Consider the following 24854-nt stretch of genomic DNA (forward strand, 5'->3'; position numbering starts at 1 on the left):
AAACGAAAAAGGCCACTCCGAAGAGTGGCCTTTTCCTAATGTTGGTTGCGGGAGCTGGATTTGAACCAACGACCTTCGGGTTATGAGCCCGACGAGCTACCAGACTGCTCCATCCCGCGGCGGCAATTCTACAGTTCTGCGAGGGGCTGTCAAACGATTTCTCAGAAAAAATCTTTTTCCCTCAAATATTTAGCAATCCGCGGAGAGGGCAAGGCTGGCTTACTACTACGCTAGAGCGGCCGGCGGGAGCGACGGCTGCTGTATCATCGCCGGTTACCCGAACCGCCCCTGCGCCACCTACCGCCATGCCGCAACGAAAAATCATCCACATTGACTGCGACTGCTTCTACGCCGCTATCGAAATGCGCGATGACCCTGCTTTGGCGGGTAAGCCCCTGGCCGTGGGTGGTTCCCCGGACAAGCGCGGGGTCGTGGCTACCTGCAACTACGACGCACGGGCCTACGGAATACGCTCGGCCATGCCGATGCGCACGGCCGTCAAGTTGTGCCCGGACCTGAACATCGTCCGTCCGCGGATGGATGTCTATAAATCCGTGTCGCGGCAAATCCACCAGATTTTTCGCGACTACACCGAGATCATCGAGCCGTTGTCGTTGGACGAGGCTTACCTGGATGTATCCGACAGCCCGCATTTCAATGGCAGCGCAACACGCATTGCCCAGGAAATTCGCCGGCGAGTGGCGGCGGAGTTGCATATCACGGTGTCCGCTGGTGTTGCGCCCAACAAGTTCATCGCCAAGATCGCCAGTGACTGGCGCAAGCCGGATGGCCTGTTCGTGGTCACGCCGGACCAGGTGGACGAATTCGTCGCCGCGCTTCCGGTGGGCAAGCTGCATGGGGTCGGCAAGGTGACTTCAGAGAAGCTTGCGCGCCTGGGGGTACGCACCTGTGCGGACCTTCGCGACTGGAGCAAGCTGGCACTGGCACGAGAGTTCGGCAGCTTCGGCGAGCGCCTCTACAACCTGGCCCGTGGTCAGGACGACCGCATCGTGCAGGTGGACAGCCGCCGACAGTCCATCAGCGTGGAAAACACCTATGACCAGGATTTGCCGAATCTGGACGCCTGCCTTGAGCAACTACCGGCCCTGCTGGATGAACTACGCGGGCGAATGGCGCGGCTGGATGCCAGCTACAAACCGGATAAACCCTTCGTGAAGCTGAAGTTCCACGACTTCACCCAGACCACTCTGGAACAGGCCGGTGCCCGTCGTGACCTGGACAGCTATCGGCAACTGCTGAGCACGGCATTCGCCCGTGGCGACAAACCGGTGCGCCTGATTGGCGTGGGGGTGAGGTTGCAGGACCTGCGTGGCTCGCTCGAGCAACTATCCCTGTTCTGACGCACGCCCCGCCTTTTTGTAGGGGCGAACTCATTCGCCAAGCAGGTCGAAGGCCTGCCCTTCGACGCCGCGAGGGGCAGCGTTGCTGCCCTTGGCGAGTGAGTTTACCCCTACATTGAAAGGATGGCGCGGGAGGAGGAGATCAACCTTCCGCCGGCCAAAGCCGGATCGGCTTGCCTTCGGCGGGCCACAGGCGCAGTTGGTCGATGGGGGAAATGTCCCAGCGTTGCACCTTGCCCAGGGAGTCGAGGAAGCGCTGTTCCTGCTCCATCAGTGCTGGGGCGCACATCTTGCGGGTGCTGCCGGCGGCGCCGAAGGTGAGCTTGTCGCCTTCCAGGGTGTAGGACGCGAACCAGTGGTTGCAGCCGGCGTTGCCGTAGGCGCGGTTGTCGTCGCCCAGGGTGATGGTCAGGTGGCTACGGTCGATCAGCGGGCGTTCGCCGATCCACTCCACCTGATAGGTCGTGCCGGTTTCCAGTTGCGGACGGTCAGTGGCGCAGCCTGTGAGAGCGGCAGCCACGGCAGTCAGCAGCAGGGTTTTTGGGATCATTGGGCGTCCTCCTGACGACAGTTCGGGCAGTAATGCTTGCCAGCCTGGCTGCGCCAGCCCAGCTCCGCGATACGCGCTTCGGCGGCGGGGGCCTGGGCCTGCTTGCCGAGGCCGCCGTCGACGGCGAACTCGAAGTCCAGGTGCGCGCCGCAGGCGTCACAGTCAACTTGCCAGTTGTGAATCGAGAGCTCCTTGAAAACCGGGCCCTTGGCCACCGCCAGCCACTGGCCGGGCGGGTTGATCAGGTGGCGCACCTTGTCCACGGTCAGGCGCATGCTGAGGTCGCGGCTGCCTTTGAGGGTTACCAGCAGGGTGTCGCCAGTCTTGATCGAGCCGCCGGTACCCGTTACCTGGTAGAGGCCCGGGGAGAGGGCGCGGCATTCGTTCAAGGTGTGGGCGGGATTGAGCAGGTTGTAACGGAAATCGTGTTCGGCCATAGGTCCTCCGGAAGCGCCGCGCATGCTAACACGGCCTAGGCGTCCACCTGATTGCACGGCCGTCCGGCGGCCCAGGCGAGGATGTTATCCAGGGTGGTGCGGGCTATGGCGGATAAGGCTTCGTGGGTGAGGAAGGCCTGGTGGGCGGTGATGATCACGTTGGGAAAGGTGAGCAGTCGCGCCAGCACATCGTCCTGCAGGGGCAGGTCGGAACGGTCCTCGAAGAACAGGTTGGCTTCTTCTTCATAGACATCCAGGCCCAGGTAGCCGAGCTGGCCGGATTTCAGCGCATCGATCAGCGCTGGCGTATCCACCAGGGCACCGCGCCCGGTGTTGATCAACATGGCACCGGGTTTCATCTGTTCCAGGCTACTGGAGTTGATCAGATGCCGGGTGGCCTCATTGAGCGGGCAATGGAGGCTGATGACGTCGCTATCGGCCAGCAATTCCGGCAGCTCGACATAGACCGCGCCCATCGCTTCGACACTCGGATTGCGCTGCGGATCGAAGGCCAGCAGGCCGCAGCCGAAGCCGGCCATGATGCGAGCGAAGGTGGCGCCGATCTGGCCGGTGCCGACCACGCCGACGGTCTTGCCTACCAGATCGAAACCAGTCAGGCCGTGGAGGGTGAAGTCGCCTTCGCGGGTGCGGTTATAGGCACGATGCAGGCGTCGGTTGAGCGCCAGGATCAGCGCTACCGCGTGCTCGGCTACGGCATGGGGGGAGTAGGCCGGTACTCGCACCACGGTCAGGCCGAGGCGCTTGGCGGCCGCCAGGTCGACATGGTTGTAGCCGGCCGAACGCAGGGCGATGAGTCGTGTACCGCCGCTGGCCAGGCGCTCCAGTACGGGGGCGGACAGGTCGTCATTGATGAATGCGCAGACCACATCGAAACCATTGGCCAGAGCCGTGGTGTCGAGGGTCAGCCGCGTCTGCTGGAAGTGCAGCTCGAAGTTTGGGCCGGCCCCGAGGAAGCTCTCGCGATCATAGGCCTGACTGCTGAACAGAATGGTGCGCATGGATTCTCCTTGGTTGCCCAGCAGCATAGCTGGCGTCTGGCCACTGCACGTTGTTCCGGGTCAGGCCTCCATTCGCGCCACTTCGGCGAGGCGAGTGATGGCCGCATCCAGTTCAGCCAGTGCCTGCGGGGCGCCGGGATCGTTCTGTTTGAGCAGGGTTTCGCTGCGCTGGCAGGCTGCGCGCAGTTGTGGAACGCCGCAGTAGCGAGTGGCGCCGTGCAGGCGGTGAACGCGTTCCAGCAGGGTGGTGCGGTCGCCACTGCGGGCGGCGAGCTGGATGGCTTCGCGGTCTGCGTCGAGAGAGGCCAGCAACATCGAAAGCATGTCCGCGGCAAGGTCCGCCTTGCCCGCGGCCAGGCGCAACCCTTCCTCCGGGTCGAGCACTTCCAGGCCATCATCCAACCGGCCTTCACGCCCCTGGCGTTGCACGGGCTGGCTACCGAGGCTGAGGCCGGTCCATTTGAGGACGACCTGGGCCAGCTGGCGTTCGCCAATGGGCTTGGTCAGGTAGTCGTCCATTCCGCCCTGGAGCAGGGCGCGCTTTTCGTTCGCCAGAGCGTGGGCGGTGAGGGCGACGATGGGCACCGGATCGATGCGCTGGTCGCTTTCCCAGCGGCGGATCGCCTCGGTGGCCTGGGTGCCATCCATGCCGGGCATCTGCACATCCATCAGGATCAGGTCGAAGCGCTCGCGTTGCACGGCTTCTATGGCGTCGAAGCCGCTGTCGACGGCTCGCACTTCGGCGCCCATGTCCGTCAGCAGGGTCTGCACCAGAAGTAGGTTGGCCGGGTTGTCGTCGACGCAGAGCAGACGTGGCGCACGGCTGTTGTTCGGTTGCTGCGGCTCGACGCGCATTTGGCGGGGGCTGACCAGGCCGCTCAGGGCCTGCTGCAGCTTGATTGTGCAGGTGGGCTTGGCCTGCAATTGGCTATGCGCTTCGGGCAGGGCGCGATGGTAGAGCGCCTGTTCGGTCGTGGGGCAGAGCACCAGGCTCTTGCAGCCGAGCTGTTCGAGATCCCAGACCCTTTGGCTGAGCTGCTCTGGTGAAAGTGCCTGGACGTCGGCGCCGATCACGGCGAGGCCGATTGGGCGCTTGCTCAGGCGGCGTGCGGCGACGTCGTCCACCAGAGCGCTGATGCTCGGGTAGTCCAACACTTCCAGGCCGCAGTCTTCCAGTTGGTGATGCAGCGACTGCCGTGTCAGTTCCTGTGGCTCCAGCACGGCTATGCGACGGCCTTCCAGTTGGGGTTGTACACCGCTCTCCATCTCGTCCAGCGACTTGGGCAGGCTGAGCGTGATCCAGAACTCCGAGCCGACCCCCGGTGTGCTGCTGACGCCAATCTCACCGCCCATCTGTTCGATAAGGCGCTTGGATATCACCAGGCCGAGACCGGTGCCACCGGCCTGGCGGGAGAGGGAGTTGTCGGCCTGGGTGAAGGCCTGGAACAAGGCGCGCAAGTCTGCGTCGGTCAGGCCGATGCCGGTGTCCTGAACGCTGATGCGCAACTGCGCCAGCTCGTCGTCGCTGTCGTCTTCGAGCATGGCGCGCACGGCGATGCTGCCTTCGCGGGTGAACTTGATGGCATTGCTCACCAGGTTGGTCAGGACCTGCTTGAGACGCATCGGATCGCCCATCAGGTGCAGGGGGGTGTCGCGATAGACCAGGCTGACCAGCTCCAGGTGTTTCTCGTGGGCAGCCGGGGCAAGGATGGTGAGGGTGTCCTGGACCAGGTCGCGGAGATTGAAGGGGATGCTCTCCAGGACCAGTTTGCCGGCCTCGATCTTCGAGAAGTCGAGCACCTCGTTGATGATTCCCAGCAGGCTGTCGGCGGATTTTTCGATGGTGGCGAGGTAGTCCTGCTGGCGTGAGGTGAGGTCGCTTTTCTTCAGCAGGTTGGTGAAACCGAGAATGCCGTTGAGCGGGGTGCGGATCTCGTGGCTCATGTTGGCGAGGAACTCTGACTTGATGCGGCTTGCCTCCAGGGCTTCCTTGCGCGCCAGGTCCAGTTCGATGTTCTGGATCTCGATGGTCTCGAGGTTCTGGCGGACGTCCTCGGTGGCCTGGTCGATGTTGTGCTGCAGTTCTTCCTGGGCGGTCTGCAGGGCCTCAGCCATGCGATTGATGCCTGACGCCAGTTCGTCCAGTTCATGGCTACCCAGCGGGGGCAGGCGGGTTTCCAGGCGACCCTCCTTGAGCAGCGCGACACCCTGCTTGATGCGGCGTAAGGGGTCGTTGATCGCGCGGCTCATGCGCAGGGCCAGCAAAGCGGTGACACCCAGGCCCGTGGAGATCAGCAACAGACTGGCGAGCAGGCTGCGATAGCCGCGCAGCAAGGTGCCCTGGTGGGACATTTCCAGTTCAACCCAACCCAGCAGGTTGTCGTTGGGTAGTGGTGTCTTGTCGCCGGAAAGCACCCGATGGCGCTCGAACACTGGCTGCAGGAAGCGAGTGGCCTCCGTGTTGCTCGTCAGCGAGAGATTGTTGCCTTCGCCATCAGGGCTTTCATTGAGCATGCGGGGCCCGGCATGGGCGAGGCGCTTGTGATCAGCACCGATGAAACTCACTGCGCGCACATCGGCCTGGTCCAGCGCGTGGTCGGCGATGCGCTCCAGCAACACAGCGTCCCCGCGAATCAATGCGGGAGCAGCGAGAGGCGCCAGGTGCTCGGCGATCATCTGGCCGCGTTGCAGCAGCTGGGCCTGCATGTCGGCCTGCTGCACCCAGGTGAAATAGCCGCCCAATACCAGTGCCAGCAGGCTGGTGGGCAGCAACGTCAGCATGAGCACGCGGCCCTTGATACCCAGATCCTTGTACACGCCCATCCTCTCCCCATGCGCTTTCCGCGCAGTGTAGCGACTCATTGGGTGGGAATCTGCTGGCCGTCTTGTAGAATTGCCGGCGCTCTACGTAATCATTCCTGTTTGCAGGTGATCTCCGTGCTAGGTATCCATCGCGCTCCCGCTCGAATCCTGGCTATCAAGGACGATCTCCGCGACGAAGGCTCAGGTGTACTCGAAGAACAACTGGAACTGATGCTCGAACCCTTCGCCCGGCTCAACCAGGCACGTCAGGGGATGGCGGCTTCGGTTTGGGTTTGAGCATCGCCGCAGCGCGATCGTCCTGCAGGGTGGGGCGGTCTGGGCGCGTAACCTCGATCCGGGCTGTGCATGTACCTTCGTCTGCCGGTCTGGCAGGGCAGCCCGAGCTGAGCCGCCCCGTCACAGGTCAGAACCTGACGTTGGTGGTCAGTTCGGCGAACGGCCTGCAGGTGGCCCACAGGCTGAGGCTTTCCGGGGCGATGAACTTCATCTCCTTGCCGGAATAGTCCGCACCACCGCGTTTCTTCGCGGCCAGGCTAAGGTTTGCCGAAGGCAGAATGGCGCCCTCGGACCTGTTTGTGCTCATCGCAAGTTTCTCCCCGGTGAAAAAATGGAGGGGATCAGATGAGAGGGTTTCTCAAAAGAAAGTTTTTACGTTTGGTTTACCGGTGCGCTATCAACAGGTATTCCTGTAGCGCCTCGCGATCGCTGTCGTCGCCCAGTTCGGCCGCGCGCTGGTAGTAGGGCAGGGCCAGCGCCTGGATGCGTGATTCTGCCGCTTCAGCCAGGCTGGCGCGGCTGGCTCGCAGGAAATTGAGGTTCCCTCCCGCCAGGGCCTGTTCCAGCCAGCGGACGGCTTCATCCACCTCGCCTTTGGCCGCCAGCACCGCAGCGAGGCTGAACTGGCCGCGGAAGTCGCCAGCTTCGGCTGAGCGGCGATACCAGGCGAAGGCAACCTTGGAATCAGGCTCAACAGTGATGCCTTCCTCGTAATAGCGCCCCACCAGGTTCATCGACTTGGCATGTCCCAATTGTGCCGCGCGCAGGTAGAGCGCCATGGCCTGGTGCTGATCGCGCTGGACGCCGCGTCCGGTGGCCAGCAGACCCGCGAAGTTGTACATCCCCCAATCGAGTCCCGCTGCCGCGGCCATGCGAAAGTGAGACGCGGCGCCAGGCAGGTCGATCAGGCCTCCCCAGCCCTGCTCCAGGCAACGGCCGAGCATGTTCCGCGCCATGGCGTCGCCGCGCTCGGCGGCGATCTGGAACCAGGTGCGCGCCAGCGCGGCGTCCTGCTCGATGCCCTGGCCGTCCAGGAGAATCTGGCCCAGCAGCGTCTGTGCTTCAGTCACCCCGTCCCGCGCGGCGCTAAGAATGGTTCGGGCTGCCTGGCGCGGATCGCTGGCCAGACGTTCGCGAAGTTCTTCGCTGCTGAGGGTTTCAGTGCGTGTCAGGGTGAGGTGCATGCCTAGACCTCGACCCAGCGACGCAGAAGGTTGTGGTAATTGCCTGTGAGCTGGACCAATGCGGGATGGTCCGGAACGTCACGCGCAAGACTCTGGATGGCCTGGTCCATCTCGAACAGCAGCGTCCGCTGACTGTCCTCGCGGACCATGCTCTGGATCCAGAAAAACGAGGCGAGGCGTTCACCACGGGTAACCGGTTCCACTTGGTGCAGGCTGCTGGAGGGGTAGATCACCAGGTCGCCGGCTGCCAGTTTCACGCGATGGGCGCCATAGGTGTCCTGGATAACCAGGTCTCCGCCGTCGTAGGCATCCGGCTCGCTCAAGAACAGCGTGGCGGACACATCGGTGCGGACGTGCTCGGAGCTGCCCTTGATTGGGCGCACGGCGTTGTCGATGTGGTAGCCGAAGGTGCCGCCGCACCGGTAGCGATTGAACAGCGGCGGATAGACCTTGTTCGGCAGGACCGCGGATACGAACAGGGGGTTGTTCCACAGCCGTTGCAGCATGGCACTGCTGATTTCGCGAGCCAGCGGGTCGCCTTCTGCCAATTGCTCGTTGTGCTTGGCCTTGGCTGACTGGTATCCCGCAGTAGCCTTGCCGTCCAACCAGTCGGCCTGCTCCAGGGCCTCGCGGATGCGCGTTGCCTCTTCTGAAGTGAAGATGCCGGGAATGTGCAGAAGCATGGCGGTGCACCGGGGAAAACTGAGATGGAGGCGAATAGTATTTATTTTCATTCAGCCTGTAAAACCGAAGCGCTCGGGGCCTTTTTGCGCTCGCGGATTACTTTGGAAATGTTGTAAAAAAGATGCGAATAAGACATGTCAATTAATTTCGACAACCATTGGCTCACCTGCCAGCGGCAGGCTGACCGACAAGTGGCAGGTATTCGCCGGCTACAGCTACCTGGATAGCGAGGTGGTGGACCCGGGCGCGGTGGGTGATCGTGCCGGCGTGGTGACCAGCATCGTCAGCCAGGCGGCTGGCCGTACTGCGCAGTTCACCGCCAGCGTGCACTTCTAAGCGCAGCAAGCGGAAGCCCCGGCCGGGAAACCCGCCGGGGCTTTCGTTATTCGGGGGCGCGAGAAATGCCTTTCCGCTACATATATATAGCTCCACGCCATAAGCCGAAACGCTAGCGCGATATGGCGTAGCGCGGTTTGCCGCTATCATATGCACCCCCTGCGTCTGGATTGCGAAACCCGCCATGACCCTGCAGTACCCCACAATCGCCGATTGCATCGGCCATACCCCGCTGGTGCGTTTGCAGCGGCTGGCCGGCGAAACCAGCAATACCCTCCTGGTCAAGCTCGAAGGCAACAACCCCGCCGGCTCCGTCAAGGATCGCCCAGCCCTGTCGATGATTACGCGCGCCGAACTGCGTGGTGACATCAAACCCGGTGACACCCTGATCGAAGCCACCTCCGGCAACACTGGCATCGCTCTGGCCATGGCTGCGGCCATCAAGGGCTACAAGATGATGCTGATCATGCCGGACAACATGAGCGCCGAGCGCAAGGCCGCCATGACAGCCTACGGTGCCGAGCTGATCCTGGTGAGCCGCGAAGAGGGCATGGAAGGTGCCCGCGACCTGGCAGAAAGCCTGCAGCGTGGTGGACGTGGCAAGGTGCTGGACCAGTTCGCCAACGGCGACAACCCGGAAGCCCACTACGTCGGCACCGGCCCGGAAATCTGGCAGCAGACCCAGGGCACCATCACCCATTTCGTCAGCTCCATGGGTACCACCGGCACCATCATGGGCGTGTCGCGCTACCTCAAGGAGCAGAACCCGAATATCCAGATCGTCGGCCTGCAGCCGCAGGAAGGCTCGGCCATCCCCGGCATCCGCCGCTGGCCGCAGGAATACCTGCCGAAGATCTACCAGGCCGACCGTGTCGATCGCGTGGTCGACATGGCCCAGATCGAAGCCGAAGAAACCATGCGCCGCCTGGCCCGCGAAGAAGGCATCTTCTGCGGTGTCTCCTCCGGCGGTGCGGTGGCCGCGATGCTGCGCCTGTCCCGCGAAGTGGAGAATGCCGTGATGGTGGCGATCATCTGCGACCGTGGCGATCGTTACCTCTCCACCGGCATCTACGAAGACCCAGAACGGCTGTGAAGATATCTACAGCGCGTCCCGATAGCTGCGTTGGGCGGTGCTCGCTCCTTGCCTGTCCAAACGATATGTCTCGTCGCTGCGCTCCGGCCGCTTTGCTCTCGGGCCGCTCTTCACGATCTCTTCAGAGCGTTCATCATGTCCCGGCGTAACACAGGCCTGCGCTTCCAGCCCAGCGGCGGAGCGCGGTCCCAGCAAGTCCCAGTGGGCAAGAAGCAGCGGCTCTCCATCGAGCGGCTGGCCCATGACGGGCGTGGCATAGCCTTCGTCGAAGGGCGCACCTGGTTCGTTGCCGGTGCGCTACCGGGTGAAGAAGTGGAAGCCCGTGTCCTTGCGGCTCGCAGCCAGATTGTGGAGGCCCGTGCCGAGCGTGTGCTCAGCGCCAACGCTATGCGCCTGGTACCGCCCTGCGCCCATGCCGGCCAGTGTGGTGGCTGCACCCTGCAGCACCTGCCCCATGTCGAACAGCTCGCCCTGAAACAGCGCACGCTTGCTGAGCAGCTGGCGCGTTTCGCCGACCTCCAGCCGCAGGAGTGGGTGGCCCCACTTGTGGGGACCGAATTCGGTTATCGGCGCCGCGCTCGCATCGCCGTGCGCTGGGATGTCAAGGCCCGCCATCTGGAAGTCGGATTCCGCGCGGCCGCCAGCCAGGCGATAGTCGGGATCAAGGATTGCCAGGTGCTGGTACAGCCCTTGCAAACGTTGATGCGGGCACTGCCCGGCCTGCTTAGGGGCCTGGACAAGCCCCAGGTAGTCGGGCATGTGGAGCTATTCCATGGCACCGCATCGGCGTTGCTGTTGCGTCACACGCAGCCACTTGGCGAGGCCGACCTGCAGCGCCTTCGCGAGTTCTGCGCGGCGCATCAGGCCCAACTCTGGCTGCACGGCGAGGGCGAACCCCAACCGGATCAGCCTGGTGCTCGCCTGGGCTACCGTCTGGAACGTTGGAACCTGGAGCTTGAATATCGCCCCGGCGATTTCGTCCAGGTAAATGAAACGGTCAACGAAGCAATGGTGGCGCAGGCGCTAGACTGGTTGAATCCGCAGCCGGGCGAGCGGGTGCTGGACTTGTTCTGCGGCCTCGGCAACTTCGCCCTGCCATTGGCGCGCCAGGTGCGCGAGGTGGTTGCGGTGGAAGGTGTGGAGGCGATGGTGCAACGGGCACGCGGCAATGCCACGGCCAACGGCCTGGAGAATGTGCACTTCTTCCAGGCCGACCTGTCGAACCCCTTGGCCAAGGCGCCCTGGGCCAGACAGGGGTTCGACGCTGTGCTGCTCGATCCGCCACGAGACGGTGCTTTCGAAGCCGTTCGGCAGATCGCTGCAACCGGTGCGCAACGAGTGGTCTATGTATCCTGCAACCCGTCGACCCTGGCGCGTGACAGTGCTGAACTGGTCAAGCAGGGATACCAGCTGAAGAAGGCCGGGATTCTCGACATGTTTCCTCAAACGGCCCATGTCGAGGCCATGGCGTTATTCGAGGCGGGCTAGGAAGCCCGTGTAATCCGACCGGCACGACAGAGGCTGGCGACAATTCGGCGTGAGGGGTTCACGTCGTAGGGAAGGTAGGCAAGATGGTACAGGTGAGAGCGCAACAGCCGGTCAATACGGACGGCAGCATCAACCTCGAGGCGTGGCTGGACCATGTCATCAGCCTCGATCCGGTGCTCGACCGCGCGGTACTCAAGGAGGCGTGCGAGTTCGCCCGCGACGCCGAACAACAGGCCATCGCCGCGCAGAACAGTTGGGCGGAGGGCAACTCGAGCTTCCAGACCGGTCTGGAAATCGCCGAGATCCTGGCTGACCTGAAGCTGGACCAGGAATCCCTGGTGGCTGCAGTGATCTACCGCGGCGTGCGTGAAGGCAAGATCCAGTTGCAGGCTGTGCAACAGCGATTCGGTCCGGTGGTCGCCAAGCTGATCGAGGGCGTGTTGCGCATGGCTGCGATCAGCGCCAGCCTCAACCCCCGGCAATCCATGGTCCTCGGCACCCAGGCGCAGGTGGAGAACCTGCGCAAGATGCTGGTCGCCATGGTCGACGACGTACGAGTCGCGCTGATCAAGCTGGCCGAGCGTACCTGTGCCATTCGTGAAGTGAAGAACACCGACGAGGAGAAGCGGCACCGCGTTGCCCGCGAGGTGTTCGACATCTACGCGCCTCTCGCCCACCGCCTCGGCATCGGCCACATCAAGTGGGAGCTGGAAGACCTGTCCTTCCGCTACCTGGAGCCGGAGCAGTACAAGCAGATCGCCAAGCTGCTCCATGAGCGCCGTCTCGATCGCGAGCAGTACATCGCCGACGTGATGAAGCAGCTTCGCGAGGAGCTGGCCGCCACCGGCATCAAGGCCGACATCAGCGGCCGCGCCAAACACATCTATTCCATCTGGCGGAAGATGCAGCGCAAGGGCCTGCAATTCAGCCAGATCTACGACGTACGTGCAGTACGCGTGCTGGTGCCCGAGGTACGTGATTGCTACACCGCACTCGGCATCGTCCACACCCTATGGCGGCACATTCCCAAGGAATTCGACGACTACATCGCCAACCCCAAGGAGAACGGCTACCGCTCCCTGCACACCGCGGTGATCGGCCCGGACGGCAAGGTGCTGGAAGTGCAGATCCGCACCCACGCCATGCACGAGGAAGCCGAGCTAGGGGTCTGCGCCCATTGGCGCTACAAGGGCACTGACGTCAAGTCCAGCTCTGACCACTACGAAGAGAAGATCGCCTGGCTGCGCCAGGTGCTCGAATGGCACGAGGAACTGGGCGACATCGGTGGCCTGGCCGAGCAACTGCGGGTGGATATCGAGCCCGACCGCGTCTATGTCTTCACCCCCGATGGCCACGCCATCGATCTGCCCAAGGGCGCCACGCCGCTAGACTTCGCCTACCGCGTCCACACCGAAATCGGCCACAACTGCCGCGGTGCCAAGGTCAACGGTCGTATCGTGCCGCTGAACTACGGACTGCAGACTGGCGAGCAGGTGGAAATCATCACCGGCAAGCACGGTGCGCCCAGCCGCGACTGGCTGAACCCGAACCTCGGCTACATCACCACCTCGCGCGCACGGGCGAAGATCGTCCACTGGTTCAAGCTGCAGGCCCGCGACCAGAACGTCGCAGCGGGCAAGGCGATGCTCGAACGCGAACTGTCGCGCCTGGCATTGCCGCCGGTGGACTTCGAGAAGCTGGCCGAGAAGTGCAATCTGCGTACAGCCGAAGACATGTACGCGGCCCTCGGCGCCGGCGATCTGCGTTTGGCCCATGTGGTCAACGCCGCTCAGGCGCTGGTAGAGCCGGAGCGTGGCCATAGCGAGCAGTTGGAGCTGATCCCTCGGAGGCCGTCTCATAACAAGCCTGGCAAGCGCGGAGACGTGCAGATCCAGGGCGTGGGCAACCTGCTCACGCAGATGGCTGGCTGCTGCCAACCGCTGCCGGGCGATCCCATCGTGGGCTACATCACCCTTGGTCGCGGTGTCAGCATTCACCGCCAGGACTGCCCATCGGTGTTGCAACTGGGTGGTCGTGAGCCCGAGCGGATGATCCAGGTGAGCTGGGGACCGGTACCGGTACAGACCTACCCGGTGGACATCATCATCCGCGCCTACGACCGTTCCGGTTTGCTGCGTGACGTCTCCCAGGTACTGCTCAACGAGCGCATCAACGTGCTGGCGGTGAATACCCGCTCCAACAAGGAAGACAACACCGCCGCCATGCTGCTGACCATCGAGATCCCCGGCCTGGACGCGCTGGGCCGGTTGCTGGCGCGCATCTCGCAGCTGCCGAATATCATCGAAGCCCGTCGCAACCGGGCTGCCTGATCTGTAGGTTGGTCCGAGCCTGCGAGGCCCAACGGCGAGCGTTGGGTTTCGCTTCGCTCTAACCAGCGTGGCCCGCACCGACCTACAGGCGTTTATAACGGGACCCCCACCATGTACCAACTCGATGACCTGCTGCACCTCATGGCCCGGCTGCGCGATCCGCAGTACGGCTGCCCCTGGGACCTCAAGCAGGACTACGCCAGCATCGTCCCGCACACGATCGAGGAAGCCTACGAGGTGGCCGATGCCATCGAGCGCGGTGACTTCGACCATCTGCCGGGCGAGCTCGGCGACCTGCTGTTCCAGGTGGTCTATTACAGCCAGTTGGCCAAGGAGGAGGGGCGCTTTGAGTTCGCTGGTGTGGTGGATGCAATCACCCGCAAGCTGGTCCGCCGTCACCCCCATGTCTTCCCCGACGGCGATCTCTATGGCGCGCCGGACATGGCCCGGCTGGAAGAGGCTGCGATCAAGCAGCGCTGGGAAGAGATCAAGGCCGAGGAGCGCGCGGAGAAGGCTGATGCCCCTGAGCAGCTTTCACTTCTGGATGACGTACCTACCGCGTTGCCTGCCCTGAGCCGCGCCGCCAAATTGCAGAAACGCGCGGCCCAGGTGGGTTTCGACTGGCCTGAGGCACTGCCGGTGATCGACAAGCTCCGTGAGGAGCTGGACGAGGTCCTGGAGGCCATGAGCGACAACGACCCGCAGGCCATCGCCGATGAGCTGGGTGATTTGCTGTTCGTGGTGGTCAACCTGACCCGTCACCTCAAGGTCGATCCGGAAACCGCCCTGCGTGGCGCCAATGCAAAATTCGACCGTCGCTTCCGCTTTATCGAACAGGCATTGCGCGAGGCGGGTCGTCCCATTGAAGATTGCACCCTGGAAGAACTGGATGCCCTCTGGGGCGAAGCCAAGAAACAGGAAAAACTCAGCCTTGGCTGTTAACTCGAGAGACTGAACCCCGTCATGAGCCTTTCCCTCCGCGACCAGCTGCTGAAAGCCGGGCTGGTGAACGAAAAGCAGGTCAAACAGGCCGGCAAACAGCAACAGAAACAACAGCGCCTGGAGAAGAAGAACCAGGTCGAGAAGGACGATAGCCTGCGTCAGGCTGCCTTGCAGGCCCAGGCCGAGAAGGCCGCCCGTGACCAGGAGCTGAACCGCCAGCAACAGGAAAAGGCCGACCAGAAGGCCAAGGCGGCGCAGATCAAGCAACTGATCGAAAACTCACGCCTGCCGAAGCTGACTACCGACGACTACTACAACTTTGTCGACGAGAAGAAGGTCAAGCGCATCGCGGTCAACGCCATGCTGCGTGACAAGCTGAGCCGCGGCTCGCTGGCTGTCGTCCGCCATGGCGGCGGCTACGAGATCATTCCCCGTGATGCTGCCCTGCGTATTCAGGAGCGCGATCCGCGCCGGGTGGTGCTGCTCAACACCCAGACCGAAGAGCCGGATGCCGATGATCCGTACGCGGCCTACAAGGTGCCGGATGACCTGATGTGGTAATGCGGTGACGAAACCGGGCCTTGTGCCCGGTTTTTCATTGTGGGAGCGCAGCTCCTGTAGCCTGGACGCAATCCGGGGCGGGCGGAGCGGGGCTATCCAGCGTGTCTGGGCTGGCGACGCGCTTCAGCAGATCTGATTCCCCAGCAACACCCGCCCGAAGCTCGCACCCTCGGTCAACGGTGTGATCGCCGTTATCTGGTCCAGCCGCAGGCGCTCCTGGCCACCCTCGTTCTGCACGATCAGGAACTCTTCCTTGTCGGGGGTCGTCAGGGTGGTCATGGCACGCGCGTCCAGGCGCGCACCGCCAGCCAGCTCGATATGCAACTGGTAGCGATGCAGGCAGGCGATCTCGATGTAGTCATAGAGGTCGCAGGAGAGCGGCAGATATTCCTCGGTCATGGCAGTGTCCTCTGCGGCATGTCGGATGGACAGCATAGGCGCTGCGGGCGCGCCTTGGCTTACCTTCAAGTATCCGCCTGTTTCGCCCATCCAGGTCCCGACCAAGGTTCGGCGGGTTTCCCCCAGGCACAAAAAACCGGGCACTGGGCCCGGTTCTTCGTGAGGGGGAGTTACTCCTGCAGGCCTTTTACCGACTTGCCGTTGACTGAGCCCTCCTTGAGCATGATCTGGTATTCCTTGCCGTCCTTTTCCACCTGGTGCAGGCGGACCAGCAGGTAGTCCCAGTCCTTGGCGAACCAGAGCACCGTCTTACGGCTGCTCTGGGTGGGGTCACGCACACGCTCGACCTTGATCGCGTCTACGAGGCCGGCCTTGGTGCGTACGCGCTCCTCGCCCAATACGCGGAAGTCGTAGGTTTCGATCTCGTCGCCATCGATCACCTGGTAGCTCATGCTCTTCTTGCCGTCGGCGACGTCGTGCTGGAGCACCAGCTGGTAGGTGGATTTATCTTGCAGGCCACGGTTCAAGGGCAGGCGAACCTGATTGCCGCGGTCGTTGCCGATGATCTGTTTCTGGGCCCAGTCGAAATCGAACTCCACCTGTTTGCTCTTGCCCAGGCCGCTGCGATTGAAGCGGTAGGTCAGGGGCATGAAAGCGTTGTTCTCGAGGCGGAAGGTGCTCACTTCGCTGAGGCTGGCGACCAGCATGGATGCTTCGAAGTCCAGCTCCCAGCGGCCATTATCGAGCTGCTTCAGGCTCCGTCCGGCGGTGCCGCTGACAGGCAGCTGTTTCCAGTCGGCGGTGTAGCTGGCCTCGAAGGGTTTCAACTCGACTGCCACGGCGGGCAGGGTCACGAGGGCGAGGAGCAACAGCAAGGCACGACGCATTGGCGAATCTCCTAGTTACGCAGTTGTTGCCCCGAGGGAGGCAACGCTTGTCCATCCATTTCGGCGCCGTTCGGGCCCAGGCGCAGTCTGCCTTCGGCAAACCAGCGCATGGCCAGCGGATAGATGCGGTGTTCCTGTGCATGGACCCGCTGGGCCAGACTATCCGGCGAGTCGTTCGACTCTACCGGGATCAGGGCCTGCACTACCAGAGGGCCACCATCAAGTTCTTCGGTGACGAAGTGCACGCTGCAGCCATGCTCGGAATCACCGGCTTCCAGCGCGCGCTGGTGGGTGTGCAATCCCTTGTACTTGGGCAACAGCGACGGATGAATGTTCAGCAGGCGCCCGTGGTAGTGGCGCACGAAACCGGGCGTGAGAATCCGCATGAAACCAGCCAGCACCACCAGTTGTGGGGAATAGGCATCGATGGCTTCGATCAGGGCGGCATCGAAGGCTTCGCGGTCGGCATAGGCCTTGTGATCGAGTATCCCGGTTTCGATGCCGGCCTTTTTCGCCCGTTCCAGGCCGAAGGCATCGGCGCGGTTGGATATCACCGCGCGAATGCGGGCCGGATGGTCATCGCCGGTGATGCTGTCGATCAGCGCCTGCAGGTTGCTGCCAGAGCCGGAGATCAGCACCACCACATCACAGCGTGCAACCATCAGTGACTCTTCAGGTTGTTCAGTACGACGCGTTGGGCACCTTCGGCGGCCGCAGCGATTTCACCGATGACCCAGGGCTGCTCGCCGGCTGCACGCAGGACCTTGAGCGAGGCTTCGACCTGCTCCGGTGCAACGCAAATGACCATGCCCACGCCGCAGTTCAGCACGCGGTGCATTTCGGTCTCGTCGACGTTGCCTTGTTCCTGCAGCCAGTCGAATACCGCCGGACGCTGCCAGCTGGCTACGTCGATCACTGCCTGGGCGTTGTCCGGCAGAACGCGCGGAATGTTGTCCAGCAGGCCGCCGCCAGTGATGTGGGCCATGGCCTTGACCGCGCCGGTTTCCTTGATCAGCTGCAGCAGCGGCTTCACATAGATGCGGGTCGGGGCCATCAGCAGGTCGGCCAGGGGCTTGCCGTCGAGCTGGACCTGTTCGATATCGACGCCGCTGACTTCGATGATCTTGCGGATCAGCGAGTAGCCGTTGGAGTGCGGACCGGAGGAGGGCAGGGCGATCAGGGTGTCACCGGTGCGGACCTTGGAGCCGTCGATGATTTCGGCTTTTTCCACCACGCCGACACAGAAGCCGGCCAGGTCGTAGTCTTCGCCTTCGTACATGCCGGGCATTTCGGCGGTCTCGCCGCCAACCAGGGAGCAGCCAGCCAGTTCGCAGCCGGCGCCGATGCCGGTGACCACGGTAGCAGCCACGTCGACGTTGAGCTTGCCGGTGGCGTAGTAGTCCAGGAAGAACAGCGGCTCGGCGCCGCAGACCACCAGGTCGTTCACGCACATGGCCACGAGGTCCTGGCCGATGCTGTCGTGTTTGTTCAGGTTCAGCGCCAGGCGCAGCTTGGTGCCGACGCCGTCAGTGCCGGACACCAGGACCGGCTGCTTGTAGCCGGCCGGGATTTCGCAGAGGGCGCCGAAGCCGCCCAGGCCGCCCATCACTTCCGGGCGCGCGGTGCGCTTGGCGACGCCTTTGATGCGTTCGACCAGGGCTTCACCAGCGTCGATGTCTACACCGGCGTCCTTGTAGCTCAGGGAGGGTTGCTTGCTCATAAATCCAGGCCTATAGGGGGAAATTCGAGGATCGACCGGCAAGTCTGGCTGCCGGTTTGCGAAGGCGCGCGATTTTATCAGGCTTGCCCGGTAGCGGCCATCCGCAGTGGTCGGCCCAAGGAGAAAACAATGTGAAAACGCCTGCGTTGCCCCGGGGCAAGCGGCTGATTAAGGTATAGCCCTTCGATTGCGGCCTATGCTGCATCTGTTCGCCTCCAGAGAATCCGCCATGCGCCTGATCGCTTCCGCTGTCCTGCTTTGCCTCACGCTGCTGGGCTTGCCCGCCCATGCTGAAACGGCCGAGAACCTCTACCAGGTTCGCGAACCGGTCGCATCTCAGCAGCCGGAGGAGCGTACCCAGGCCTTGGTGCGCGCTCTGGAAACCCTGGTAATGCGCCTGTCTGGCGATCCCAAGGCCGCCCAGAGTCCCGCGCTGGAGGCCGTGCGCAAGGATCCGCAGCAGCTCGTCAGCCAATACGGGTATGAAGGCCAGACACTGGTGGTCGACTTCGATCCGGTTACCACCGAACGGACCTTGCGCCAGGCTGGCATTCCTCTGTGGAGTGCCAATCGCCCAGCCATCCTGGCCTGGTGGCTGAATCGCTCCGGCGAAGGCAGCAACAACCTGGTAGGCGACGGCCAGGACGCCGCAACTCCATTGCGCCAGGCGGCACAGAACCGCGGCCTGCCGTTGCGCCTGCCGATCGCCGACCTCAACGAGCAACTGCTGGCGACGCCCGAACAGCTGACATCCGCCAAGCCCGGCGCGCTGACCCAGGCGTCCGAGCGCTATGGCGCGGACGCACTGCTGGCGGTGGATGCCAGTGAGGCCGATGGCAAATGGCAGGCCCAGTGGCGCCTGTGGCTGGGTGACAGTCGTGAGCAGGGCACCGCCGAAGGGGCTGACAGCGCCGCGTTGGCCGATGCCGTGATGTCCGCAGTGAGCCAGCGTCTGGCGCCGCGCTTTGTGGTGGCTCCCGGCTCCGGGCAGAACCTGGAGCTGGAAGTACAGGGTGCCAACCTCGCCCGTTACGCCGAGCTGTCTCGCCTGCTGGAACCCTTCGGAGCACGCTTGCTGAAGGTTGACGGCGACCGCCTTGAGTACCGGGTCAACGCCAGCCCCGAACAGCTGCGTGCACAGCTTTCCCTGGTCGGACTCCAGGAGTCAGCAGCCGAACCGCCGGCCGCACCGGCCCCTTCCGCTGATCCGCAGGCTGCGCCAGCGCCCCAGGTGATACCGCGTAACAACCTGCTGCGCTTCCACTGGTAGCGGGCGTAAACTGCTGGCCTACCCGTGACGGGGATGCCATGCACCAGTTGCCCAATCTGTTGACTCTGCTGCGCCTGGCACTGGTTCTTCCCATTGCCGGGCTTCTGTTGTCCGATCGATATGGGCAGGCGCTGGTGCTTTTTGCCGTGGCGGGTTGTTCCGATGCCCTGGATGGTTTCCTTGCCCGGCGCTACGGCTGGACCAGTCGGTTCGGTTCGCTGTTCGACCCCGTGGCCGACAAGCTACTGCTGGTGACCAGCTTCGTCTGCCTGACCATGACCCAGGTGCTGCCGTTCTGGCTGACGCTCGTGGTGGTCCTGCGGGACCTGCTGATCCTGCTCGGTGCCGGGCTATTCCGGGTACTGGCGGGACCGGCGGAGTTCTTGCCACGCTGGCTGGGCAAGCTGAGTACATTGCTGCAGATGCTGCTGGTGCTGTGCCTGTTGCTGGAGCTCAGCCTGGCTCCGGCACTCGCTTCATTGCGCTGGCCCTTTAGCTGGCTGGTACTGGTGGTGACGCTATGCAGCGGAGCCCAGTACATCTGGGATTGGGGACGGAAATATCGCTACGCAAGGATGAGGGCCTGACATGACCGATTCACGCCGCTGGCTATGGCTGGGTGGCTTCCTGCTTTTGGGGTGGCTGCTTTATCAGCTGCACCCGGTTCTCTCGCCGTTCCTGATAGGCATGCTGCTGGCTTACCTCGGAGACCCACTGGTGGATCGCCTGGAGCGCCTGGGACTTTCGCGTACCTGGGGCGTCGTGCTGGTGTTCGGCCTGTTCGGATTGGTCCTGCTGGCGCTGCTGCTGGTCCTGTTGCCCATGCTCGGTCGTCAACTTTTCCGCCTCTATGAGGTGGCGCCGCAGATGATCGACTGGCTGCAGCAAACGGCATTGCCCTGGGGCCAGGCCAAGCTCGGCCTACCCGGTGAATTCTGGCGCTTCGACCGCTTCAAGGCGGTGATCAGCGGCCATCTCGGCCAGACCACGGATTTCGCCGGTACTCTGCTTGCCAGCGTCACTGCCTCCGGGCTGGCGCTGCTGGGTTGGCTGGGCAACCTGTTGCTGATCCCCGTAGTGGGCTTCTATCTGTTGCGCGACTGGGATCTGATGGTGGCCAAGCTCCGTGGCTTGCTGCCGCGCAATCGTGAGTCCCTGGTTGTCGGGCTTGTAGGTGAATGTCACGAAGTGCTGGGGGCCTTCCTGCGCGGCCAATTGCTGGTGATGCTGGCGCTGGGCCTCATCTATGCCGTCGGTCTGATGCTGGTAGGGCTCGATCTGGGATTGCTGATCGGTTTGCTGGCAGGCCTGGCCAGCATCGTGCCCTACATGGGGTTCGTCGTCGGCTTCGGTGCCGCATTGATTGCCGCTCTCTTCCAGTACGGCGGTTTCGAACTCTATCCGCTGGTCGGCGTCGTAGCGGTCTTCACAGTGGGACAATTGCTCGAAGGTATGCTGCTGACGCCGCTGTTGGTGGGTGATCGTATCGGCCTTCACCCAGTGGCAGTTATCTTTGCGATACTTGCCGGCGGCCAGCTGTTTGGCTTCACTGGTGTGCTCCTGGCTCTGCCAGTTGCAGCGATCATCATGGTTTTGCTGCGCCATGCGCATGATTTCTATAAACTTTCCGACCTTTACGGACAGTCGAGTAGCGGTCCAGACGACCCTTCCAGTACGGCATGACACCGATCCAGCTTCCCCTGAGTGTGCGTCTGCGTGACGACGCCACCTTCGCCAACTTCTATCCCGGCGCCAACGCCGCGGCACTCGGCTATGTCGAGCGCCTGTGCGAGCCTGATGCGGGCTGGACCGAAAGCCTGATTTATCTCTGGGGGGGCGAGGGCGCCGGGCGCAGTCACCTGCTGCAGGCCGCCTGCCTGCGTTTCGAGCAGCGCGACGAACAGGCGATCTACCTGCCCATGGACGAACTGGTGCACTACGGTCCGGAAGTCTTCGACAACCTGGAGCAGTGTGAACTGGTCTGCCTGGACGACCTGCATGCCCTGGCCGGTCGGCCGGAATGGGAAGAAGGCCTGTTCCACCTGTTCAACCGCCTGCGCGATGCCGGTCGAAAGCTACTGCTGTCTGCCAGCAAATCGCCGCGCGAATTGGGGGTGAAGCTGCCTGACTTGAAGTCGCGCCTGACCCTGGCGCTGGTGTTCCAGCTGCATGCGCTGTCCGACGAGGACAAGCTGCGAGCGTTGCAGCTGCGGGCCTCGCGCCGTGGCCTGCACCTGACCGACGAAGTCGGGCGTTTCATCCTGACCCGCGGCCCGCGCAGCATGAACCTCCTGTTCGATCTGCTGGACATCCTCGATCAGGCTTCGCTCCAGGCCCAGCGCAAGCTGACCATTCCTTTCCTCAAGGAAATCTTCGGCTGGTAGCCAACGCTTCGTGGGGTCGCTGAAGAAAAAGCCCGGATCTGAATCCGGGCTTTTTCGTTTCCGTGCAGGAATCACTCTCCCGCCAGCTTGCGATTGTACTGGAACCGCCATCGGGTATAGAGCAGGGCGGCGCAGAACAACAGCAGGCTGAGACCGGCTTCCAGCCAGCCGAACAGGCTGCGCGCCGGATCGATAGCGGCGAGTACGCCCTGGATGAAATAGAGGTTAACCACGAAGCAGGCCCAGGCATGAGCACGAGCGTTGCCGAGGATCATGCCGGGTGCCAGCAGCGCCAGCGGAACCAGCAGGATGGCCAGGACCACCCAGGTCCGGGCGCCGTGCAGGTCGGCGAAGAACAGTGTGTTGACCGTAAGCAGTGCAGCCAGGGCGATGAAACTCACCAGGCTGACTACGCGGCTGGCCGTCATGCGCGGGGTCAGCCACGTCAGTTCCGGCAGTGTCTTGGGTTTCTTAGCCACGCGGAGCCTCCAGGCGTTGGGCAGTCTGCGCCAGGCGTTGACCCAGGGCGCGGCAGAGGGCGATTTCGTGCACGTCCAGTGGGCGCTTGCCATCGGCACCGGCGTGGTGGCTCGCGCCGTAGGGGGTGCCGCCGCCACGGGTTTCCAGCAGCGCCGACTCGCTATAGGGCAAGCCGGTGACCAGCATGCCGTGGTGCATCAGTGGCAGCAGCATGGACAGCAGCGTGGTTTCCTGGCCGCCGTGCAAGCTGGCGGTCGAGGTGAACACTGCCGCCGGTTTGCCAACCAGTTCGCCGGTGAGCCAGAGGCTGCTGGTGCCGTCGAGGAAATACTTGAGAGGGGCCGCCATGTTGCCGAAGCGGGTGGGGCTGCCCAAGGCCAGGCCAGCGCAGTGGCGCAGGTCGTCCAGTGTGGCGTAGAGCGCGCCGTCGGCAGGAATGTCCGGGGCAACCGCTTCGCACTCGGTGGACACTGCCGGTACGGTGCGCACACGTGCCTCCAGACCGCTCAGCTCGATACCTCGGGCGATATGCCTGGCCATTTCGGCGGTAGCACCGTGGCGGCTGTAGTACAGGACCAGGATGTAGGGCGCGCTCAAGGAAGGATCTCCAGGACCTTTTCCGGCGGCCGGCCGACCACAGCCTTGTCACCTGCGATCAGGATGGGGCGCTCGATCAACTTGGGGTGAGTGGCCATGGCGGCGATCAGCTGCTCTTCGGAGAGGCTGGCATCGTCCAGTCCGAGGGCCTTGTACTCGTCCTCGCCGGTGCGCAGTAGCTGGCGGGCGGATAGCCCCAGCTTGGCCAGCAGATCACGCAGTTCGGCGGCGCTGGGAGGGGTTTCCAGGTACCGCACAATGGTGGGTGCCAGGCCACGGGCTTCCAGCAGCTCCAGGGCTCCGCGGGATTTGGAGCAGCGCGGGTTGTGGTAGAGGGTCAATTCGGTCATGTCGAGGGTCGCATGGGCTTGGTCGAGGCGGCTATTCTAACCGCGTCGTGGCGCCGGTCTGAACCGTGAGCTGCGCTTGCGGTCTGCTTAGCCTGACCGGATCGATCTGAATCAAGGAGATGGAATGCGCCAACGCCTCACCGACGTCGTCGAATTCTGGCGCTTCCTGCTGCAGAGGTTCATTGCCGATCATGGCACCAACAGCGCAGCGGCCCTGACCTATACGAGCCTGTTCGCCGTAGTGCCGATGATGACGGTGACCTTCACCATGCTCTCGGCCATCCCGGCTTTCGAGGGGACGGGCGAGCAGATCCAGAGCTTCATTTTCCGCAACTTCGTCCCTTCCACCGGTGAAACCCTGCAGGAATACCTGCGTGGCTTCACGGTACAGGCCCGGCACCTGACATGGGTCGGGGTTGGCCTGCTGGTGGTAACGGCATTCATGATGCTGGTGACCATCGAAAAAGCCTTCAACACCATCTGGCGCGTGCGCCAGCCACGTCGAGGCGTATCCAGCTTCCTGCTCTATTGGGCGATCCTCAGCCTGGGCCCGTTGCTGCTGGGGGCGGGCTTTGCCGTCAGCACCTACATCACATCGCTGTCGCTGATTTCCGGTCCGGATGCACTGATCGGCGCCAAGACGCTGCTGGGCTTCATGCCGCTGCTCTCCAGCATTGCCGCTTTCACGCTGATCTACGCTGCGGTACCCAATGCCCGGGTACCCGTGCGCCATGCGCTGGTGGGCGGTGCCTTCACGGCATTGTTGTTCGAAGCCGCCAAGGCATTGTTCGGGCTCTATGTCAGCTTCTTTCCCGGATACCAGTTGATTTATGGCGCCTTCGCAACGGTGCCACTGTTCCTGCTGTGGATTTATCTGTCGTGGGTGATCGTGCTGTTCGGTGCCGAGCTGGTCTGCAACCTTTCGACTCCCTGGCACTGGCGACGCCGCGCATTGCCGCGCCTGCTGGTATTGCTGGGCATCCTGCGAGTGTTCCACGACCGACAATTGCGTGGCATGCCGGTTCGTCATCTCGACGTGCAGCGGGCCGGCTGGCATTTGCCGGAAGACGAATGGCTGGAAATGCTGGAGCTGCTGGAAAGCCAGCATCTGGTCTGCCGCGCCAGCGGCGGTAACTGGGTGCTCTGTCGCGATCTGGGAGGCTACAGTTTCTATCAATTGCTCGTTCATTTGCCTTGGCCGCTTCCACGGTTGAACCAATTGCCCGAGCATCTGGACGAGGAATGGTATCCGCCGCTGCGCACGGCCCTTGAGCTGCTTCAGGAAGAGCAGCAGGCCTTGTTCGGTGGCAGCCTGGCGCAGTGGCTCAAGCCGGGGAACGACTGACGAAATTTGTCAGTTACAAACGACGGAGCGTTTGCTGGACGCAACAGCGGCCCGTGCGATAGCGGGTCCGAGCGATTGGCATGCTTATGGCACTGACAGGGAAGAGGCCATCGAGTCGATGGCCAGGGGATGAGAGCGATGGGTAGCAAGAAAGACAAACTGGTCCGTCTGCACGAGCGCGCACCGCAACGGGCGCTGGAGGGACTCAATCGGGTGACCGGGCTGAGTTTCCGCCACTGGCCAGAGTCGCTGACACCTGTGGTCGTGCAGGAGGAATGGGGGAGTGCGGAGCTGTCGCTCCAGGAGAACAATCGGGCGCTGCCCGGCTGAGTTGCAGG

27 protein-coding genes and 1 tRNA gene are annotated in these 24854 nt (G+C 63.2%); 13 read left to right on the forward strand and 15 right to left on the reverse strand.

Annotated features, from left to right (window positions below; translation table 11 throughout):
* Window positions 1–42: 42 nt before the first annotated feature.
* A tRNA-Met gene (locus E8E75_RS01470) sits at window positions 43–119 on the reverse strand.
* Window positions 120–305: 186 nt separating this feature from the next.
* On the opposite strand from E8E75_RS01470, the gene dinB reads away from it, so the two are divergent.
* Entirely contained in the window at window positions 306–1361 is a 1056-nt protein-coding gene (gene dinB, locus E8E75_RS01475; RefSeq protein WP_153920853.1) for a DNA polymerase IV, read from the forward strand.
* A 142-nt stretch (window positions 1362–1503) separates the two neighbouring features.
* Here the strand turns inward: dinB and E8E75_RS01480 are convergent, their stop codons facing one another.
* From E8E75_RS01480 to E8E75_RS01495, 4 genes are read right to left on the reverse strand one after another with little or no spacing between them, the layout of a single operon-like run.
* Window positions 1504–1908, reverse strand: a complete 405-nt coding sequence (locus tag E8E75_RS01480; RefSeq protein ID WP_174235611.1) for an META domain-containing protein — start codon at window positions 1906–1908, stop codon at window positions 1504–1506.
* Window positions 1908–2348: a hypothetical protein gene (locus tag E8E75_RS01485; protein ID WP_120654912.1), complete on the reverse strand. Its 441-nt coding sequence runs from the start codon at window positions 2346–2348 to the stop codon at window positions 1908–1910. The genes E8E75_RS01480 and E8E75_RS01485 overlap by 1 nt, the downstream gene beginning before the upstream one ends.
* Window positions 2349–2383: 35 nt before the next feature.
* On the reverse strand, window positions 2384–3367 hold the full coding sequence (locus E8E75_RS01490; RefSeq protein WP_153920856.1) for a 2-hydroxyacid dehydrogenase: 984 nt from the start codon (window positions 3365–3367) through the stop codon (window positions 2384–2386).
* Between the two features lie 60 nt (window positions 3368–3427).
* Window positions 3428–6184, reverse strand: coding sequence for an ATP-binding protein (locus E8E75_RS01495; protein ID WP_280357797.1), 2757 nt, complete (start codon window positions 6182–6184; stop codon window positions 3428–3430).
* Between the two features lie 120 nt (window positions 6185–6304).
* Here E8E75_RS01495 and E8E75_RS01500 point away from each other — a divergent pair, with 120 nt between their 5' ends.
* A complete protein-coding gene (locus tag E8E75_RS01500; RefSeq protein WP_153920858.1) occupies window positions 6305–6466 on the forward strand; it encodes a hypothetical protein in 162 nt (53 codons plus the stop codon).
* Between the two features lie 127 nt (window positions 6467–6593).
* On the opposite strand, the gene E8E75_RS01505 is transcribed toward E8E75_RS01500, so the two are convergent.
* The 3 genes from E8E75_RS01505 to E8E75_RS01515 all read right to left on the reverse strand — a co-directional run bounded on the left by E8E75_RS01505 (window position 6594) and on the right by E8E75_RS01515 (window position 8333).
* On the reverse strand, window positions 6594–6773 hold the full coding sequence (locus E8E75_RS01505; RefSeq protein ID WP_153920860.1) for a hypothetical protein: 180 nt from the start codon (window positions 6771–6773) through the stop codon (window positions 6594–6596).
* 76 nt (window positions 6774–6849) lie between these two features.
* The gene (locus tag E8E75_RS01510) at window positions 6850–7650 is read right to left on the reverse strand and encodes a tetratricopeptide repeat protein (RefSeq protein WP_153920862.1); all 801 of its coding nucleotides are present in this window, start codon (window positions 7648–7650) and stop codon (window positions 6850–6852) included.
* Window positions 7651–7652: 2 nt separating this feature from the next.
* Entirely contained in the window at window positions 7653–8333 is a 681-nt protein-coding gene (locus E8E75_RS01515) for a Fe2+-dependent dioxygenase (RefSeq protein WP_153920864.1), read from the reverse strand.
* Window positions 8334–8854: 521 nt separating this feature from the next.
* On the opposite strand from E8E75_RS01515, the gene cysM reads away from it, so the two are divergent.
* The 5 genes from cysM (at window position 8855) to E8E75_RS01540 (ending at window position 15084) form a co-directional block, all read left to right on the forward strand.
* Window positions 8855–9763 carry a cysteine synthase CysM gene (cysM, locus tag E8E75_RS01520; protein WP_120654917.1) on the forward strand — a complete coding sequence of 303 codons (909 nt, stop codon included), beginning with the start codon at window positions 8855–8857 and terminating at the stop codon, window positions 9761–9763.
* A gap of 135 nt (window positions 9764–9898) precedes the next feature.
* Window positions 9899–11251 carry a 23S rRNA (uracil(1939)-C(5))-methyltransferase RlmD gene (rlmD, locus tag E8E75_RS01525; RefSeq protein WP_153920868.1) on the forward strand — a complete coding sequence of 451 codons (1353 nt, stop codon included), beginning with the start codon at window positions 9899–9901 and terminating at the stop codon, window positions 11249–11251.
* A gap of 83 nt (window positions 11252–11334) precedes the next feature.
* A complete protein-coding gene (gene relA / locus E8E75_RS01530; RefSeq protein WP_120654919.1) occupies window positions 11335–13581 on the forward strand; it encodes a GTP diphosphokinase in 2247 nt (748 codons plus the stop codon).
* A 111-nt stretch (window positions 13582–13692) separates the two neighbouring features.
* A complete protein-coding gene (gene mazG, locus E8E75_RS01535; protein ID WP_120654920.1) occupies window positions 13693–14523 on the forward strand; it encodes a nucleoside triphosphate pyrophosphohydrolase in 831 nt (276 codons plus the stop codon).
* 21 nt (window positions 14524–14544) lie between these two features.
* Window positions 14545–15084 carry a DUF2058 domain-containing protein gene (locus E8E75_RS01540; protein WP_280357804.1) on the forward strand — a complete coding sequence of 180 codons (540 nt, stop codon included), beginning with the start codon at window positions 14545–14547 and terminating at the stop codon, window positions 15082–15084.
* Window positions 15085–15207: 123 nt separating this feature from the next.
* Here the strand turns inward: E8E75_RS01540 and E8E75_RS01545 are convergent, their stop codons facing one another.
* The 4 genes from E8E75_RS01545 to purM all read right to left on the reverse strand — a co-directional run bounded on the left by E8E75_RS01545 (window position 15208) and on the right by purM (window position 18090).
* Window positions 15208–15483, reverse strand: a complete 276-nt coding sequence (locus E8E75_RS01545; RefSeq protein ID WP_069086607.1) for a Rho-binding antiterminator — start codon at window positions 15481–15483, stop codon at window positions 15208–15210.
* Between the two features lie 170 nt (window positions 15484–15653).
* Window positions 15654–16370 carry a DUF3108 domain-containing protein gene (locus E8E75_RS01550; protein ID WP_153920869.1) on the reverse strand — a complete coding sequence of 239 codons (717 nt, stop codon included), beginning with the start codon at window positions 16368–16370 and terminating at the stop codon, window positions 15654–15656.
* A gap of 11 nt (window positions 16371–16381) precedes the next feature.
* Window positions 16382–17032 carry a phosphoribosylglycinamide formyltransferase gene (gene purN, locus E8E75_RS01555; RefSeq protein WP_120654923.1) on the reverse strand — a complete coding sequence of 217 codons (651 nt, stop codon included), beginning with the start codon at window positions 17030–17032 and terminating at the stop codon, window positions 16382–16384.
* Entirely contained in the window at window positions 17032–18090 is a 1059-nt protein-coding gene (gene purM / locus E8E75_RS01560) for a phosphoribosylformylglycinamidine cyclo-ligase (protein WP_120654924.1), read from the reverse strand. Before purM ends, purN begins: the two co-directional genes overlap by 1 nt.
* Window positions 18091–18319: 229 nt before the next feature.
* Between purM and E8E75_RS01565 the strand changes: the two genes are divergently transcribed.
* The 4 genes from E8E75_RS01565 to hda are packed head-to-tail and all read left to right on the forward strand — an operon-like array spanning window position 18320 to window position 21744.
* Complete coding sequence (locus tag E8E75_RS01565) at window positions 18320–19360, forward strand: DUF2066 domain-containing protein (RefSeq protein ID WP_153920871.1); 1041 nt, start codon at window positions 18320–18322, stop codon at window positions 19358–19360.
* Window positions 19361–19398: 38 nt separating this feature from the next.
* Complete coding sequence (locus tag E8E75_RS01570; protein WP_153920873.1) at window positions 19399–19947, forward strand: CDP-alcohol phosphatidyltransferase family protein; 549 nt, start codon at window positions 19399–19401, stop codon at window positions 19945–19947.
* Between the two features lies 1 nt (window position 19948).
* Entirely contained in the window at window positions 19949–21043 is a 1095-nt protein-coding gene (locus E8E75_RS01575) for an AI-2E family transporter (RefSeq protein WP_153920875.1), read from the forward strand.
* Window positions 21040–21744, forward strand: coding sequence for a DnaA regulatory inactivator Hda (gene hda, locus E8E75_RS01580; RefSeq protein ID WP_044873840.1), 705 nt, complete (start codon window positions 21040–21042; stop codon window positions 21742–21744). The genes E8E75_RS01575 and hda overlap by 4 nt, the downstream gene beginning before the upstream one ends.
* Before the next feature lie 71 nt (window positions 21745–21815).
* Here the strand turns inward: hda and E8E75_RS01585 are convergent, their stop codons facing one another.
* From E8E75_RS01585 to arsC, 3 genes are read right to left on the reverse strand one after another with little or no spacing between them, the layout of a single operon-like run.
* Window positions 21816–22223, reverse strand: coding sequence for a DUF2069 domain-containing protein (locus E8E75_RS01585; RefSeq protein WP_120654927.1), 408 nt, complete (start codon window positions 22221–22223; stop codon window positions 21816–21818).
* On the reverse strand, window positions 22216–22821 hold the full coding sequence (gene wrbA / locus E8E75_RS01590) for an NAD(P)H:quinone oxidoreductase (protein WP_153920877.1): 606 nt from the start codon (window positions 22819–22821) through the stop codon (window positions 22216–22218). The genes E8E75_RS01585 and wrbA overlap by 8 nt, the downstream gene beginning before the upstream one ends.
* Window positions 22818–23171 (reverse strand): arsenate reductase (glutaredoxin), encoded by a 354-nt coding sequence (arsC, locus tag E8E75_RS01595; protein ID WP_153920879.1) that lies wholly within the window; start codon window positions 23169–23171, stop codon window positions 22818–22820. Before arsC ends, wrbA begins: the two co-directional genes overlap by 4 nt.
* 124 nt (window positions 23172–23295) lie before the next feature.
* On the opposite strand from arsC, the gene E8E75_RS01600 reads away from it, so the two are divergent.
* Both E8E75_RS01600 and E8E75_RS01605 read left to right on the forward strand, forming a co-directional pair.
* Window positions 23296–24516 (forward strand): YihY family inner membrane protein, encoded by a 1221-nt coding sequence (locus E8E75_RS01600; RefSeq protein WP_120654930.1) that lies wholly within the window; start codon window positions 23296–23298, stop codon window positions 24514–24516.
* Window positions 24517–24654: 138 nt separating this feature from the next.
* A complete protein-coding gene (locus E8E75_RS01605) occupies window positions 24655–24846 on the forward strand; it encodes a hypothetical protein (RefSeq protein WP_153920881.1) in 192 nt (63 codons plus the stop codon).
* Window positions 24847–24854: the final 8 nt, after the last annotated feature.

Source organism: Pseudomonas sp. BN606 (assembly GCF_029873115.1).
Taxonomy (GTDB): Bacteria; Pseudomonadota; Gammaproteobacteria; order Pseudomonadales; family Pseudomonadaceae; genus Metapseudomonas.

Bases quoted from the DNA above. Each gene is read 5' to 3' on its own strand.
- dinB (WP_153920853.1), top strand. From the start codon at position 306: ATGCCGCAACGAAAAATCATCCACATTGACTGCGACTGCTTCTACGCC.
- E8E75_RS01485 (WP_120654912.1), bottom strand. From the start codon at position 2,348: ATGGCCGAACACGATTTCCGTTACAACCTGCTCAATCCCGCCCACACC.
- E8E75_RS01490 (WP_153920856.1), bottom strand. From the start codon at position 3,367: ATGCGCACCATTCTGTTCAGCAGTCAGGCCTATGATCGCGAGAGCTTC.
- E8E75_RS01505 (WP_153920860.1), bottom strand. From the start codon at position 6,773: ATGAGCACAAACAGGTCCGAGGGCGCCATTCTGCCTTCGGCAAACCTT.
- E8E75_RS01510 (WP_153920862.1), bottom strand. From the start codon at position 7,650: ATGCACCTCACCCTGACACGCACTGAAACCCTCAGCAGCGAAGAACTT.
- E8E75_RS01515 (WP_153920864.1), bottom strand. From the start codon at position 8,333: ATGCTTCTGCACATTCCCGGCATCTTCACTTCAGAAGAGGCAACGCGC.
- cysM (WP_120654917.1), top strand. From the start codon at position 8,855: ATGACCCTGCAGTACCCCACAATCGCCGATTGCATCGGCCATACCCCG.
- rlmD (WP_153920868.1), top strand. From the start codon at position 9,899: ATGTCCCGGCGTAACACAGGCCTGCGCTTCCAGCCCAGCGGCGGAGCG.
- relA (WP_120654919.1), top strand. From the start codon at position 11,335: ATGGTACAGGTGAGAGCGCAACAGCCGGTCAATACGGACGGCAGCATC.
- mazG (WP_120654920.1), top strand. From the start codon at position 13,693: ATGTACCAACTCGATGACCTGCTGCACCTCATGGCCCGGCTGCGCGAT.
- E8E75_RS01540 (WP_280357804.1), top strand. From the start codon at position 14,545: ATGAGCCTTTCCCTCCGCGACCAGCTGCTGAAAGCCGGGCTGGTGAAC.
- E8E75_RS01545 (WP_069086607.1), bottom strand. From the start codon at position 15,483: ATGACCGAGGAATATCTGCCGCTCTCCTGCGACCTCTATGACTACATC.
- E8E75_RS01550 (WP_153920869.1), bottom strand. From the start codon at position 16,370: ATGCGTCGTGCCTTGCTGTTGCTCCTCGCCCTCGTGACCCTGCCCGCC.
- purN (WP_120654923.1), bottom strand. From the start codon at position 17,032: ATGGTTGCACGCTGTGATGTGGTGGTGCTGATCTCCGGCTCTGGCAGC.
- purM (WP_120654924.1), bottom strand. From the start codon at position 18,090: ATGAGCAAGCAACCCTCCCTGAGCTACAAGGACGCCGGTGTAGACATC.
- E8E75_RS01565 (WP_153920871.1), top strand. From the start codon at position 18,320: ATGCGCCTGATCGCTTCCGCTGTCCTGCTTTGCCTCACGCTGCTGGGC.
- E8E75_RS01570 (WP_153920873.1), top strand. From the start codon at position 19,399: ATGCACCAGTTGCCCAATCTGTTGACTCTGCTGCGCCTGGCACTGGTT.
- E8E75_RS01575 (WP_153920875.1), top strand. From the start codon at position 19,949: ATGACCGATTCACGCCGCTGGCTATGGCTGGGTGGCTTCCTGCTTTTG.
- hda (WP_044873840.1), top strand. From the start codon at position 21,040: ATGACACCGATCCAGCTTCCCCTGAGTGTGCGTCTGCGTGACGACGCC.
- arsC (WP_153920879.1), bottom strand. From the start codon at position 23,171: ATGACCGAATTGACCCTCTACCACAACCCGCGCTGCTCCAAATCCCGC.
- E8E75_RS01600 (WP_120654930.1), top strand. From the start codon at position 23,296: ATGCGCCAACGCCTCACCGACGTCGTCGAATTCTGGCGCTTCCTGCTG.
- E8E75_RS01605 (WP_153920881.1), top strand. From the start codon at position 24,655: ATGGGTAGCAAGAAAGACAAACTGGTCCGTCTGCACGAGCGCGCACCG.